Genomic DNA, 13243 nt, shown 5'->3' on the forward strand with positions numbered 1-13243 from the left:
CCGCAACTCAATCCAGCAAGCCAGAGAGTTTTTGCCCGTATCGTGACCGACACCAAACGCATCTATCTGGACCATGCGGCGACGGCGCCGATGCTTGATATTGCAAAAAGGGCCTGCGCGGAGGGTTTTGAGCATTGGGCCAACCCGTCTTCGCCGCACGCCGATGGCCGAGCTGCGCAGGCGATGCTGGAAAATGCACGGCGCCGTCTGAAGGATGCGCTGGGCTGGGACGGGGACGTGATTTTTACCAGCGGCGCCAGCGAAGCGATCAGGATTGCGCTGACAAGGTCCAGGCCGGGGATTCAATATGTCTCGCCGATCGAGCATGACGTGGTGCTGAGATTTGCTCCCGATGCCCGAGCGATCCCGGTCGACGCCAACGGGATGGTGGAGCCAGGGCAGTTGGATCACCTGCTGAAGAACAGCGATGGTTCGGCGGTGGTGGCGATCCAGTCGGTGAACAACGAAACCGGGGTGATCCAGAATCTCGATGCGCTGGCCAGGATCGTTCGCGACCGGGGCAGCTATCTGCTGGCCGATTGCGCACAATCGGTGGGCAAGCTGCCCTTGCCGGATGCCGACATGATCATCGTCGCCGCGCACAAATTTGGCGGACCGCCGGGTGTCGGTGCGCTTCTCGTCAAGGACCTCAGACTGCTGCAGGCCGACGGGGGACAGGAGCAGGGCTACCGGTCGGGCACCCAGAACCTGCCCTATATTCTGGGCATGGCGGCCGCGCTGGAGGCGCCGGCCAACTGGGCCGGGCGCGCAGCGGAACTGCGCCAGCATCTCGATGATGCGATCCGCAACGAGGGGGGCGCGGTGATCGCCGACAAGGCCCCGCGCATCGCCACGATCGCCAGCTATCATATGCCCGGCGTCGCGGCGAATACCCAGCTGATCAAGTTCGACATGGCCGGTTTTTCGGTATCCGCCGGCAGCGCCTGTTCCTCGGGCACGCTCAAGACCAGCCATGTGCTGGCGGCAATGGGCACCGACCCGCAGGTGGCGCGGGAAGTGATCCGCGTCAGCATCGGGCGCGACACCAGCCGGGCGCAGATATATGGCTTCCTGGACCGGTGGAAGTCGATCTTCGCCGAAGCCCGGCGCGCTTGAGGCTGGCGATGTCTCCCATCTATCTTGACAATCAGGCGACCACGCCGATGGCACCCGAGGTGTTCGATGCGATGCTGCCCTGGCTGCGGGACAATTTCGGCAATCCGCACAGTCCGCATGTCCTCGGCCGCAAGGCGGCGGCCGCGGTCGAGGTGGCGCGGGAGCAGGTTGCCGCCCTGTTGCCGGACAACGGCCGGCTGATTTTCACCGCCAGCGCCACCGAAGCGATCAATCTCGCCTTCGGGGCGGTGCGCGGCATGGCCAGCCAGGGACGCGACCAGATCGCGGTGATCGACACCGAACATGCTGCCGTCCGGGACACCGCGCTCTGGTACGGCAAGCAGGGATTTGATACCGTGCTGCTGCCAGTGGACGGGGAGGGGCTTGTCGTTCTGGAAGAACTGGAAGCATGTTTGAGCGAGAAGACCGCGCTGGTCGGCGCGATGCTGGTCAACAACGAGATCGGTGTCATCCAGCCTGTCGAGCAGATCGCGGAAATGGCCCACCGGGCCGGTGCACTGATGCTGTGCGATGCCGTCCAGGGTTTTGGCCGCATCAACATACCGCAGCAAGCTGACCTGATCGCATTGTCCGCGCACAAAATCTACGGCCCCAAGGGCATCGGTGCGCTGTGGGTGCGCAACGGCATCGACCTGCCGCCGCTGATCCATGGCGGCGGGCAGGAGCAGGGGGTGCGTTCGGGTACATTGTCGCCAGCGCTATGCGTGGGTCTGGGCACGGCCGCGAGGATTTGTGCCGAGCGGCGGGAGGAAGACCTCGCGCATATCGCCGCTCTCGCCGACGAGGCGCGCAGCCTGTTCGGCGACTGGACCGTCAATGGATCGCCCGACCGGCGCTATGCCGGCAATCTCAATCTCCGCCGCGACGGACTGGATGTCGGACGGCTGATGTCGGATGTTCGCGGCGTCGCCTTTTCCGCCGGATCGGCCTGCGCCAGCGGTTCGGGACGGCCCAGCCATGTGCTGGCGGCGCTGGGGCTGGAGCCGGGCCAGATTAAATCGTCCATCCGCCTCGGGTTCGGGCGTTATAATACGGCCCAAGACGTGCAGCAGGCGGCCCGCCTGATCAATCAAGCAGCGGAGAATCAGCTATCATGAGCGCGATCACGGTCCATTTTGTCAGCTCCGACGGCGAAAAAACGGTCACCGCCCAGGCAAAGGAAGGCGACGATCTGCTGACCGTCGCCCAGATCCATGACCAGCCGCTGGAAGGCACGTGCGAGGGTCAGATGGCCTGTTCGACCTGCCATGTGATCGTCGAAGCGGCCGATTTCGGAAAATTGCCCGAGGCGAGCGAGATGGAGGAGGACATGCTCGATCTCGCAGCCGGCGTGCGCCGGACGAGCCGGCTCGCCTGCCAGATCACCCTGACCCCGGAACTGGACGGACTGACGGTTCAGATCCCGGCGGACAGCCACAACATGCAGGGGATTTGACCATGATTTGGGCGCGTCGCGATGTTCTGCTTTCGGCAGGACTGGTGCTGTTGAGCGGCTGTGCAGGAAAGGCACGGCCCGGCACGGCTGGTTCTTCGCCTTCTCCGGCGGTGGCTGAAATCGAGGAGATAGAAGGGCGGCTCGGCGGGCGTCTGGGCGTCTGTCTGCTGGATAACAAGGGGTCCGTGATCGCTGCGCACCGGGGCGATGAACGCTTCGCCATGTGTTCGACCTTCAAGGCTGCTCTGGCCTGCCTGCTGTTTGCCGAGCATGAAGCCGGCCGCGTCGACATGTTTGCCAAGTTCCTTCTGAAGCCGGAGGATCGGGTGCCCTACATGCCGTTCGTCGAGGCGAATCTGGCCAGCCAGGAGCCGGTCTCCCTCTATCAGCTCGCCGGTGCGACCGTCATGACAAGCGACAATGCGGCGGCAAACCTCATCATCAGGGCGACCGGCGGTCCCGCGGCCTTTACCCGGTTCGTCCGCAGCCATGGCGATACCGTCACCCAGCTCAATCGGCTGGAACCGGAGCTGAACGAGAATATTCCGGGCGACCCGCGCGACACGACCAGTCCAAAAGCCATGGCCAGGCTCATGCTGACCCTGGCCGCGAGCGGCGTCATGGCGGAGGAGCACAGGCTGACCTTGCAGCAATGGATGATCGACAGCACTACCGGACGATCGCGCATCCGGGCGGGGCTGCCCGACAACTGGCTGGCTGGCGACAAGACGGGAACCGCGACGGCCGGGATAGCCCGCAATGATATCGCGCTGATCTGGCCTTCGGCCGACCATGAGTCCGCGAATCCCTTCGTTCTGACGGTCTACATGGACCGCCCGACGGTGCAGGGTGTCGAAGCCGATGCCGCCATGGCGGAGGTCGCGCGCGTCGCTGCCCGGCTGATCGCGGCCCTGTCCTAGCCCTGTAGTGCAAAAGCGGACTTGAATTGTCCGTGACTTCTCGCCATATGCGCAGCGGGAGTCGGGTGGACGCAGTCGTCGCCAACCCGGTCAGGTCCGGAAGGAAGCAGCCGCAACGATTTTTCTGCGGGTCGCCCGGCTCCTACTCATCGCAATTTTTGAATTCAGTGGCCCCCTCGGGCGGATAAGCCTTCGACAAGATCGCCCGGCTCGCCTAAACTAAACCTTCATGTCCGATTCACAAGATATTTTTGCCGCCACCGGCGTCGCTGCGCCGGAGCAGCCCGCACCCGGCGCAGCGCAACCCTACCGGGTGCTGGCGCGCAAATACCGGCCGTCGAAATTTTCCGAACTGATCGGGCAGGACGCGATGGTCCAGACCCTTGGCAACGCGATCAAGCGTGACCGGCTTGCCCATGCCTTCCTGATGACCGGCGTCCGCGGCGTCGGCAAGACCTCGACCGCGCGGCTGATCGCCAAGGCGCTCAACTGCATTGGCGAGGACGGGCAGGGCGGCCCGACGATCGATCCCTGCGGCGTGTGCGAACCGTGCCGGAGCATCGCCGAGGGCAGTTTCATCGACGTCATCGAGATGGACGCCGCCAGCCATACCGGCGTCGACGATGTCCGCGAGATTATCGAGGCCGTGCGCTATTCCAGCGTTTCGGCCCGCTACAAGATATATATCATCGACGAAGTGCACATGCTCTCGAAAAACGCCTTCAACGCGTTGTTGAAGACGCTGGAAGAACCGCCGCCGCACGTGAAGTTCATTTTTGCGACGACCGAGGTCAACAAGGTGCCGATCACTGTGCTGTCACGGTGCCAGCGCTTTGACTTGAAGCGGATCAGCGCCGAGCAGTTGTCCAAGCATTTTGGCATGATTGTTGGCCTGGAAGGCGTAACCGCCGAGCAGGAGGCGCTGGACCTGATCGCACAGGCCGCAGAGGGATCGGTGCGCGATGGCCTGTCGATCCTCGATCAGGCGATCGCCCATGCCGACATGGATGGCGACGGCGAGGTCAAGGCCGCACAGATCAGGGACATGCTCGGCCTGTCCGATCGCGGCGCGGTCCGGCGATTGTTTGCAAAATTGCTGGAAGGGGATTCCGCCGCGCTGCTGGATGCCATTGCAGAACAGTATAAAATTGGCGTGGAACCGCTGTCGCTGATGAACGGGCTGCTTTCGCTGTCGCATCAGGTGACTCTGTTCAAGGTGGGCAGGGCCAGCGATCCGACGCTATCGGAAGAAGCCGTGACACAGCTGTCCGGTTGGTCCGAACAGCTCTCCTATCCCGTCCTGCACCGGCTATGGCAATTGCTCCTCAAGGGCTATCAGGAGGTCCAGCAGGCCCACCTGCCGCGCGAAGCGTGCGAGATGGCGCTGCTGCGGGTGCTATGCGCGGCCGACATGCCTGATCCGGGCAAGCTGGCAAAGATGCTGGAGCGAAATGTCGCGTCGGGTGCCGAACCTTCGGCCGTGCAGCAATCCGCACCGCCGGTGGCCGATCCCGTAGCCTCGGCACCCCCGGTACCAGCCGCGGATCCGCAATCACAAGCCGGCCCCGGGCTGCAGCAATTTGCCGACGCGGTGAAAGCGGTCGGGCGGGTTTCCGCGGTCCTTGAAAGCATCATGATCGCCGACATGCGGCTGGTGTCCTTTGCGCCATCGCAGATCGTCTACCAGCCGGTCAGGGGCATTGCGGCGCCCGATATACGGCGGATCGCCGATGCCCTGCAGCAGGAAACCGGGCAAGAATGGACAATTTCCGAAGGGCAGGGTGAGGCGCAGCCGAGCCTGGTCGAACAGCAGCAGCAGGCGCGGGACGCGGAACGGCAGGCCATTCTCGACGCGCCGCTGGTCAAGGCGGCCTTTGAGGCCTTTCCCGATGCCATATTGCTGGACGATGATGATCCCCGGCCACAAGAATCAAGGAGCGCATAGCGATGAAATCGATGGAAGAAATGATGAAGGCGGCCCAGGAGGCAGCCCAGCAGGTCCAGACCCAGATGGAAGAGGCCCAGAAAAAGCTGGATAGCCTGGAAGTGGAAGGACAGGCCGGCGGTGGGCTGGTCAAGGTCAAGGCGACGGCAAAGGGACGCGTGCTCGCGGTCACCATTGATGACAGCCTCCTGAAGCCGGAGGAAAAGCAGATGCTTGAAGATCTGGTTGCCGCAGCCTTCAATGACGCGCGGAACCGCGCCGATGCGGTAAGCAGCGAGGAAATGGGCAAGATGACCAGCGGCATGCAGTTACCCCCAGGTTTTAAACTGCCCTTTTAGCTCCGGTCGCCGATCCGGTGCATTCTGCTTGAAGTGTTTTAGGCACGCCCCATATAGTGGGGAGAAGCGCTGTTGCAGCGCAACATGCTGGAGTAAAAATGTCCGAGTTTGAAGCCAATCCCGCCGCCGAGTCCAAGTCGCTGCCGTTGTTGCCGTTGCGCGATATCGTGGTGTTCCCGAACATGATCGTGCCACTATTCGTCGGTCGCGACAAATCCGTCGTCGCGCTGGAAAAGGCGATGGATTCGGACAAGGAAATCTTTCTGGTTGCGCAGCTTGATCCGGCGGAAGATGATCCGGCCCGGGATCAGCTTTATGATCTCGGTGTGGTCGCGACCGTCCTGCAGTTGCTGAAATTGCCCGATGGCACCGTCCGGGTGCTGGTGGAAGGCAAGCAGCGCGCCAGACATCTGTCGCTCGAGGACCAGGACGCAGGCTATGTGCTGGCCAACGTCGATCTGATCGACGAAGAGGTCGCCGAAGGCACCGAAGCATCGGCGCTGATGCGCTCCGTCGTCGACCAGTTTGAAAATTATTCCAAGCTCAACAAGAAAATGCCGGCCGAAACGGCTGTCCAGCTCGGCGAGATTGATGATGCCTCCCGCCTCGCCGATGCCGTTGCTGCGAATATCAATGTCAAGGTCTCCGACAAGCAAAGCCTGTTGATGGAGGGCGACCCCGTCAAGCGCCTCGAAATGGTCTTTGCCTTCATGGAAGGCGAGCTCGGCGTGTTGCAGGTCGAGAAGAAGATCCGTGGCCGCGTGAAGCGCCAGATGGAGAAGACCCAGCGCGAATATTATCTCAACGAGCAGATGAAGGCGATCCAGAAGGAACTGGGCGACGGCGAGGACGGCGAGGGCGACGAACTGGCCGAGCTCGGCAAGAAGATCAAGGAACTGAAGCTTTCCAAGGAAGCGAAGGCCAAGGCCACAGCCGAGCTGAAGAAGCTCAAGGGCATGCAGCCGATGTCGGCCGAAGCGACTGTGACGCGCAATTATCTCGACGTGCTGCTCGGACTGCCATGGGGCAAGAAGTCGCGGCTCAAGAAGGACCTGAAGCAGGCCGAGAAGGTGTTGGACGACGACCATTTCGCGCTCGAAAAGGTCAAGGAACGTATTCTCGAATATCTCGCGGTGCAGACCCGCACCAACAAGCTGAAGGGCCCGATTCTTTGCCTGGTCGGCCCTCCCGGCGTCGGCAAGACCTCGCTCGGACGTTCGATCGCGCGGGCGACCGGCCGCGAATTCGTGCGGCAGTCGCTCGGCGGCGTCCGCGACGAAGCGGAAATCCGCGGCCATCGCCGGACCTATATCGGATCATTGCCCGGCAAGATTGTTGCCAATCTCAAGAAGGCGGGCACCTCCAATCCGCTGTTCCTGCTCGACGAGATCGACAAGCTGGGCCAGGATTTTCGTGGCGATCCGGCCTCGGCGCTGCTCGAAGTGCTGGACCCGGAACAGAATGACAAGTTCCAGGACCATTATCTGGAAGTCGACATCGACCTGTCCGACGTGATGTTCGTGACCACCGCCAATTCCCTCAACCTGCCGCAGCCCTTGCTCGACCGGATGGAGATTATCCGCCTCGAAGGCTATACCGAGGACGAAAAGGTCGAGATTGCCAAGCGCCACCTGCTTGAAAAGCAGATCGAGGCTCACGGCCTGAAAAAGGAAGAATTCGTCCTCCGCGAAGACGCGCTGCGCGACCTGATCCGCTATTATACGCGCGAAGCCGGTGTGCGAACGCTGGAGCGCGAAATCGCGAAGCTGGCGCGCAAGGCGCTGCGCCGGATTCTCGAGGGGGAATATAAGAGCGTCGAGATTACGCCTGACAATCTCGCGGACTATGCCGGGGTGCGGAAATTCCGTCACGGTGTCGGCGAGGAAGAAAACCAGGTTGGAGCGGTAACCGGCCTCGCCTGGACCGAAGTCGGCGGCGAACTGCTGACCATCGAGTCGGTGACGGTCTCGGGCAAGGGCCAGATCAAGACCACGGGCAAGCTGGGCGACGTGATGAACGAGTCGATCCAGACCGCGCTGTCATTCGTCAAGGCGCGTGCGCCGTCCTATGGCATCAAGCCCAGTTTCTTCAGCCGCAAGGATATCCATATCCATCTGCCCGAAGGCGCCGTGCCCAAGGATGGCCCGTCGGCGGGTGTCGGTATCGTCACGGCCATCGTTTCCACGCTGACCGGCATTCCCGTGCGCCGTGATGTTGCGATGACCGGCGAAGTGACCTTGCGCGGACGGATACTGCCGATCGGCGGCCTCAAGGAGAAACTGCTCGCTGCGCTGCGGGGTGGCATTACCACGGTGCTGATCCCGGCCGACAACGAGAAGGACCTCGTCGAAATCCCGGAGAACATCACCTCTAAGCTCAAGATCATCCCGCTGAACCATGTCGATGAGGTGCTCGCCGAGGCGCTGGCGGACAAGGTCGAACCGATCGAATGGAGCGATGCGGACGAGCTGGCAAGCCACGCCACCGCCCCGGTTGCCGATGATGCAGGGTCCGCGGCGCGGCATTGAACCGCGTTCATGATCGAGTCGCGCTTCTGAAACGGAGTCGAAACAGGCCGGTAAAATAATCGAAACAGCCGCGGCTTGTGGGCCGTTCGTCTCATTTCGTCTCATTTGCCACAAAAAATGGGGGTCTGGCGCAGAAATCAGCGGTTTTTCTTTGACTCGTCCGGATAATTTCGCATTACTGCCGCCAGACAAAGGCGCGATTCAAACGAATTGCCATCAGAGAAGGGGGGATACCCATAATGAACAAACAGGATCTTATCAGTAACGTAGCAGATCACAGCGGCCTCAGCAAAAGCGACGCCGGCAAAGCGGTGGATGCCGTATTTGACTCGATCACCAGCGCGTTGTCCAGCGGCGGCGAAGTTCGTCTCGTTGGCTTCGGCACATTCTCGACTTCCAAACGTAAAGCTTCTACCGGCCGCAACCCTCGCACCGGTGAACCGATGCAGATTCCAGCATCGACTCAAGCAAAATTCAAAGCCGGCAAGGGCTTGAAAGACGCCGTCAACTAAACATCGAACGGGGAGCGGTGTTTGCGCTCCCCTTTTTTTTCGCGCTTTGTTCTAAAATATCAGGCGGGACCTCGAAAAGAGGCCCGCCTTTTTTCTTGCCCGTACAAGCCGGTCTGATGGTGCCGCACGGGTGGCTCGTCTTGCATTCGAGCCGGGGATGCCCACATTCAACGGATAGAAACAGAAAATCCAGAGGATCTTATGGCAGGCGGTTGGGCGCGCGACGGCGCGGTACAGGATCAGATTGACGACACCATTGCCGATGCGGTGAAGCGCGCCCGTGCGGACATGCCGACCGGTGATGCCGCAAAATATTGCGTGGAATGCGGCGAGGATATCCCCGAGGCGCGGCGTCGCGCCTTGCCCGGAACCCGAACCTGCGTCGCCTGTCAGTCGGACAGGGATGTGGCCCGAACCAGCGCGGGGATCAACCGGCGCGGCAGCAAGGACAGCCAGCTGCGCTAGGCCGAATTCCGCACGCCCTCAGCCCTGCCGAGCAGTGCCGGCTAAGGCTTGTCCTGCTCCAATTTCCGTGAATATCGGAACCGATCCCGCTCCCGGGCGTTGCCTAGACAACCCCATCCATTATCTGCAGGAGCGCCGCGATCGAACATCTGGCCGAGAATTTCTGGAACATCCGCGGCGATTTCAAAATCTCCCATGTCATCAACATCGGCACGCACATGTCGCTTGTCAGCCGGCCGGGAGGGAGTTTCGTCTTGCTCGATTCCTACGAGGTCGACGGGCAGGATCGCGAGGAGCTGATGCGTCTGACCAATGACGGGGAGCGGATCGAGGCGGTGCTCAATCTCCATCCTTTCCACACTGTCCACTGCAAGTTTGTCCACGACATGGTCCCCCATTCCCGGCTGATCGGAACCCGCCGCCACCATCGGCAAAATCCCGAATTGTCCTGGGACCCCGCCCTGATCGAGGATGAGGCGACGCAAAAGGAATTCGCCGACATCTTCGATTTTTCGGTTCCTGCCGGAGTGGACTTCATTCCCGATGACGAATCGGTTCACGTGGGGTCGGTGATCGTGCGCGAACGCGCCAGCGGCATCATCCATGTCGATGACACGCTGATGATCATCGAGCTGCCGGCGCTGGTGGAAAAGTTCCTGCCCGGGCCGAAGCTGCGCTTCCATCCCAAGCTTACGGACGCGCTGGAAAAGCGCGCCGGTGCCGCGGATGATTTCATTGCCTGGGCGCGCCAGTTGCAGCGCGACTGGGCCGACACCCAGATCATTTGCGCGGCGCACAGCGGCATCCTGCGGCTGACTGAAGAAAGCTTTGCTGACGTCATCGAAAAGGCGCTGGATCATGTCGCCGGGACGCTGGACGATCACCGCAAAACCTATGGCTGAACGACGCCGGGCCCAGCCGAACATCAATCAGCCGAACATCAATTAGAACGAGGAATCCCCCATGACCGACAAGACCATAGAAACCGTGAATCCGCTCACCGAGCAGGTTCTGCAGAGCTATCCAATGATGTCTGACGCGGAGGCAATGGATGTCGTCCAGGATTGCCACAATGCCTATCTGGACTGGCGCCTGAAAAGTCTCGACGAACGGGCTGCTGTGATTTCGGCGATTGCCGATGAACTGCGCAAGTCCAAAGACGAATTCGCCCAGTTGATGACCGACGAGATGGGCAAACTGCTCAGCGATGGACGGGAAGAGATCGAATTGTGCGCCAGCATTTGTGACTATACGGCACAAAATGGTCCCGACATGCTCGCCGACGAGGAACGGGATGTGCCGGAGGGTCGCGGGATTGTGACCTATTCGCCGCTTGGCGTGATCTACGGCATCCAGCCGTGGAATTTCCCCTGTTACCAGGCCATCCGCTATTCCATCTCCAGCCTGATGGTCGGCAATGGCGTGCTGCTGAAACATTCGGAAAATTGCACCGGCAGCGGCCTGCTGCTGCGCGATATCTACGAGCGGGCCGGTCTCCCCAAGGGCCTGTTCGGCGTGCTGCTGATCAGCCATGACCAGTCTGACGCGATCATCGAACATGATCTGGTGCGCGGTGTCACCCTGACCGGTAGCGACAAGGCCGGACGCACGGTGGCGCAGAAAGCTGCCGCGGTTTCGAAAAAGACCGTGCTCGAACTGGGTTCGAACGATGCCTATATGGTCTTCGATGATGCCGATCTCGATCTGGCGATCCAGACCTGTGCCCAGGGCCGACTGTTCAACAATGGCCAGACCTGCGTCAATGCCAAGCGCTTCATTGTCACCGAGAAAAATTATGATGCCTTTGTCGAGGGCTATAGCGCCGCGTTCAAGGACATCAATATGGGCGACCCCAATGACGAGGATACGCAGCTTGGACCGCTGGTGTCGTGCAGCCAGCGCGACCAGGTTCACGGCCAGGTCGAGGACAGTGTCGCCAAGGGCGCCAAGCTTGTCGCGGGCGGTGAAATCCCGGATCGTACCGGCTGGTTCTATCCCGCCACCGCGCTGGTGGACGTGGCACCCGGACAGCCGGCCTATGACGACGAGATTTTTGGTCCGGTCGCTTCGATCATCCGGGCGAAGGACGACGAGGATGCAATGCGGATCGCCAACGACAGCCGCTATGGCCTGGGCGGAGGCATCTTCAGCAAGGATGTCGACCGGGCGGTGAAAATGGCCTCGACCTATTTCGACACGGGCATGGTCAATATCAACACCTATGCCATCGCGTCGCCGTCCATGCCGTTCGGCGGGGTCAAGAATTCCGGCTATGGCCGTGAACATGGCGAGGTCGGTCTGAAGGAATTCGTCAATATCAAGTCGATCACGATTGCCGCCTGAGATGGGTGAGATGTTGCGCTGCGATCTCGCCGTGATCGGTGCCGGCACGGCTGGACTGGCGGCAGAAAGGGCAGCCCGCGATGCGGGTGCCAGAACCCTGCTGATCGATCCAGCCTATGCCGGCACGACCTGCGCGACAGTTGGCTGCATGCCGTCCAAGCTGCTGATCGCGGCCTCGCACGCCGCCCACGCGGCGCGTACGGCAAAGACATTTGGCGTCATGACGTCCGATATCAAGATAGACGGCGGCGCGGTGATGAAGCGGGTCCGCGACGAGCGCGATCGCTTTGCCCGACTGACTCGCGAGAATATTGCGAAAATTCCTGAGGATGTCCGGCTCTTGGGAGCAGCGAAGTTTGTCGCACCGCTGTGCCTCGAATTGGAGGATGGTCGCCGGATAGAGGCCAGTAGCATCGTCATCGCGACCGGCTCGGCGCCCTTTGTCCCCGATGAATTTTCCGTCCTCGGCGACCGGCTGCTGACCAACGAGGGCATCTTTGAACTGCCCGACCTCCCGAAGCGGCTGGCAGTCGTCGGTTCGGGCCCGATTGGCCTCGAATTGGCGCAGGCCATGGCTCGTCTCGGGGTGGAAGTCAGCCTGTTCGACAAGGGCAGCCGCCTTGGCGGTATCCGCTGCGACAGGGTTCACGACGCGCTGCAGGCGATCGTCGCCGAGGATGTCACGCTCAATCTGGGAGTCGACCTTAAGGTGAGCGTGACCGCCGACCATGCCAGACTCGCCTGGAGCGGCTCGTCATCGGGGCAGGGCGATTTCGACCATGTTCTGGTCGCCACCGGCCGCCCGCCCAATCTCGACCGGCTGAACCTGTCGGCCGCGGGCATCGCATGCGACGGCCATGGCGTGCCGCTGCACGATCGCGCGACAATGCAGTGCGGCGACAGCGCCATATTCCTTGCCGGAGACGTGGCGGATGATCTGCCGTTGCTGCACGAGGCATCCCAGGACGGCGCAATCGCCGGGCGCAATGCGGCGGCCCTTCCCGAATCAAAGCCCGCCGATCGCTTCGTTCCGCTCAGCATAACCTTCACCACTCCACCGGTCGCGCGCATCGGCGAATCGGAGGATGAGGCCGTAATCACCGGCACCGCCGATTTCAGCGACCAGGGCCGGGCACGGGTGGAAGGAATCAACGAAGGCGTGCTCACGCTCTATGCAACGGGCCCGGATGGCTGGCTGATCGGGGCCGACCTGTGCACGCCGGCGAGCGAACATCTGGCGCATATGCTGGCATGGGCGGTCCAGCAGGGCCTGACGGCCACGCAGTTGCTGGAAATGCCCTTCTACCATCCAACGATCGAAGAGGGGCTGAAAACCGCCCTGCGCACGATTTGCGCGGCGACGCCTTTGCCCCTGCCGGAAAACCAGGACAAGGGCGTTCCGCCGGGATCATAGCAAAAAATGAAAATTTGGCTGGGCCTGCATCCGCAGGAACCATTCTGCCGGAAATCATCCCTAGGGATGATTTCCTTGTCGGCAAAAATGGTAGACGCTGAGGGGTTCGAACCCACGACCCGCTGATTAAGAGTCAGCTGCTCTACCAACTGAGCTAAGCGTCCATATAGTCTGACTGGCTATATAGGGCCGGAATTTGCAAACGC

At 61.5% G+C, this 13243-nt stretch carries 12 protein-coding genes, 1 tRNA gene and 1 other RNA gene; 13 read left to right on the forward strand and 1 reads right to left on the reverse strand.

The window, feature by feature from the left end; all coding sequences use genetic code 11:
• Window positions 1-42 precede the first annotated feature (42 nt).
• The 13 genes from V7650_RS11395 to V7650_RS11455 all read left to right on the forward strand — a co-directional run bounded on the left by V7650_RS11395 (window position 43) and on the right by V7650_RS11455 (window position 13037).
• The gene (locus V7650_RS11395; protein ID WP_335656369.1) at window positions 43-1116 is read left to right on the forward strand and encodes a cysteine desulfurase family protein; all 1074 of its coding nucleotides are present in this window, start codon (window positions 43-45) and stop codon (window positions 1114-1116) included.
• A gap of 8 nt (window positions 1117-1124) precedes the next feature.
• Window positions 1125-2234, forward strand: coding sequence for a cysteine desulfurase family protein (locus V7650_RS11400; RefSeq protein ID WP_335656370.1), 1110 nt, complete (start codon window positions 1125-1127; stop codon window positions 2232-2234).
• A complete protein-coding gene (locus V7650_RS11405; RefSeq protein ID WP_335656371.1) occupies window positions 2231-2572 on the forward strand; it encodes a 2Fe-2S iron-sulfur cluster-binding protein in 342 nt (113 codons plus the stop codon). The genes V7650_RS11400 and V7650_RS11405 overlap by 4 nt, the downstream gene beginning before the upstream one ends.
• A 2-nt stretch (window positions 2573-2574) precedes the next feature.
• On the forward strand, window positions 2575-3492 hold the full coding sequence (gene bla, locus V7650_RS11410; RefSeq protein WP_335656372.1) for a class A beta-lactamase: 918 nt from the start codon (window positions 2575-2577) through the stop codon (window positions 3490-3492).
• 54 nt (window positions 3493-3546) lie between these two features.
• Window positions 3547-3641, forward strand: an RNA gene (gene ffs, locus V7650_RS11415) — signal recognition particle sRNA small type.
• 80 nt (window positions 3642-3721) lie between these two features.
• Entirely contained in the window at window positions 3722-5437 is a 1716-nt protein-coding gene (locus tag V7650_RS11420) for a DNA polymerase III subunit gamma/tau (protein WP_335656373.1), read from the forward strand.
• Window positions 5438-5439: 2 nt separating this feature from the next.
• Window positions 5440-5775, forward strand: a complete 336-nt coding sequence (locus V7650_RS11425) for a YbaB/EbfC family nucleoid-associated protein (RefSeq protein ID WP_335656374.1) — start codon at window positions 5440-5442, stop codon at window positions 5773-5775.
• Between the two features lie 98 nt (window positions 5776-5873).
• Window positions 5874-8303 (forward strand): endopeptidase La, encoded by a 2430-nt coding sequence (gene lon / locus V7650_RS11430; protein WP_335656375.1) that lies wholly within the window; start codon window positions 5874-5876, stop codon window positions 8301-8303.
• A gap of 239 nt (window positions 8304-8542) precedes the next feature.
• On the forward strand, window positions 8543-8815 hold the full coding sequence (locus tag V7650_RS11435) for an HU family DNA-binding protein (protein WP_323800759.1): 273 nt from the start codon (window positions 8543-8545) through the stop codon (window positions 8813-8815).
• 201 nt (window positions 8816-9016) lie between these two features.
• Entirely contained in the window at window positions 9017-9280 is a 264-nt protein-coding gene (locus V7650_RS11440) for a DksA/TraR family C4-type zinc finger protein (RefSeq protein WP_335656376.1), read from the forward strand.
• Between the two features lie 254 nt (window positions 9281-9534).
• Entirely contained in the window at window positions 9535-10182 is a 648-nt protein-coding gene (locus V7650_RS11445; protein WP_335656377.1) for a hypothetical protein, read from the forward strand.
• A gap of 61 nt (window positions 10183-10243) precedes the next feature.
• Window positions 10244-11623 (forward strand): NAD-dependent succinate-semialdehyde dehydrogenase, encoded by a 1380-nt coding sequence (locus tag V7650_RS11450; RefSeq protein ID WP_335656378.1) that lies wholly within the window; start codon window positions 10244-10246, stop codon window positions 11621-11623.
• A 1-nt stretch (window position 11624) separates the two neighbouring features.
• Window positions 11625-13037, forward strand: coding sequence for a dihydrolipoyl dehydrogenase (locus V7650_RS11455; protein WP_335656379.1), 1413 nt, complete (start codon window positions 11625-11627; stop codon window positions 13035-13037).
• Between the two features lie 88 nt (window positions 13038-13125).
• Here the strand turns inward: V7650_RS11455 and V7650_RS11460 are convergent.
• A tRNA-Lys gene (locus tag V7650_RS11460) sits at window positions 13126-13201 on the reverse strand.
• Window positions 13202-13243: the final 42 nt, after the last annotated feature.

It is taken from the genome of Parasphingorhabdus sp., from assembly GCF_036964565.1.
In the GTDB taxonomy this organism is placed as follows: domain Bacteria; phylum Pseudomonadota; class Alphaproteobacteria; order Sphingomonadales; family Sphingomonadaceae; genus Parasphingorhabdus.

What these genes read in the sequence shown, in the direction of transcription:
- V7650_RS11425 (WP_335656374.1), top strand. Translation starts at nt 5,440, where the DNA reads ATGAAATCGATGGAAGAAATGATGAAGGCGGCCCAGGAGGCAGCCCAG.
- V7650_RS11405 (WP_335656371.1), top strand. Translation starts at nt 2,231, where the DNA reads ATGAGCGCGATCACGGTCCATTTTGTCAGCTCCGACGGCGAAAAAACG.
- V7650_RS11450 (WP_335656378.1), top strand. Translation starts at nt 10,244, where the DNA reads ATGACCGACAAGACCATAGAAACCGTGAATCCGCTCACCGAGCAGGTT.
- V7650_RS11435 (WP_323800759.1), top strand. Translation starts at nt 8,543, where the DNA reads ATGAACAAACAGGATCTTATCAGTAACGTAGCAGATCACAGCGGCCTC.
- bla (WP_335656372.1), top strand. Translation starts at nt 2,575, where the DNA reads ATGATTTGGGCGCGTCGCGATGTTCTGCTTTCGGCAGGACTGGTGCTG.
- lon (WP_335656375.1), top strand. Translation starts at nt 5,874, where the DNA reads ATGTCCGAGTTTGAAGCCAATCCCGCCGCCGAGTCCAAGTCGCTGCCG.
- V7650_RS11400 (WP_335656370.1), top strand. Translation starts at nt 1,125, where the DNA reads ATGTCTCCCATCTATCTTGACAATCAGGCGACCACGCCGATGGCACCC.
- V7650_RS11420 (WP_335656373.1), top strand. Translation starts at nt 3,722, where the DNA reads ATGTCCGATTCACAAGATATTTTTGCCGCCACCGGCGTCGCTGCGCCG.
- V7650_RS11440 (WP_335656376.1), top strand. Translation starts at nt 9,017, where the DNA reads ATGGCAGGCGGTTGGGCGCGCGACGGCGCGGTACAGGATCAGATTGAC.
- V7650_RS11455 (WP_335656379.1), top strand. Translation starts at nt 11,625, where the DNA reads ATGGGTGAGATGTTGCGCTGCGATCTCGCCGTGATCGGTGCCGGCACG.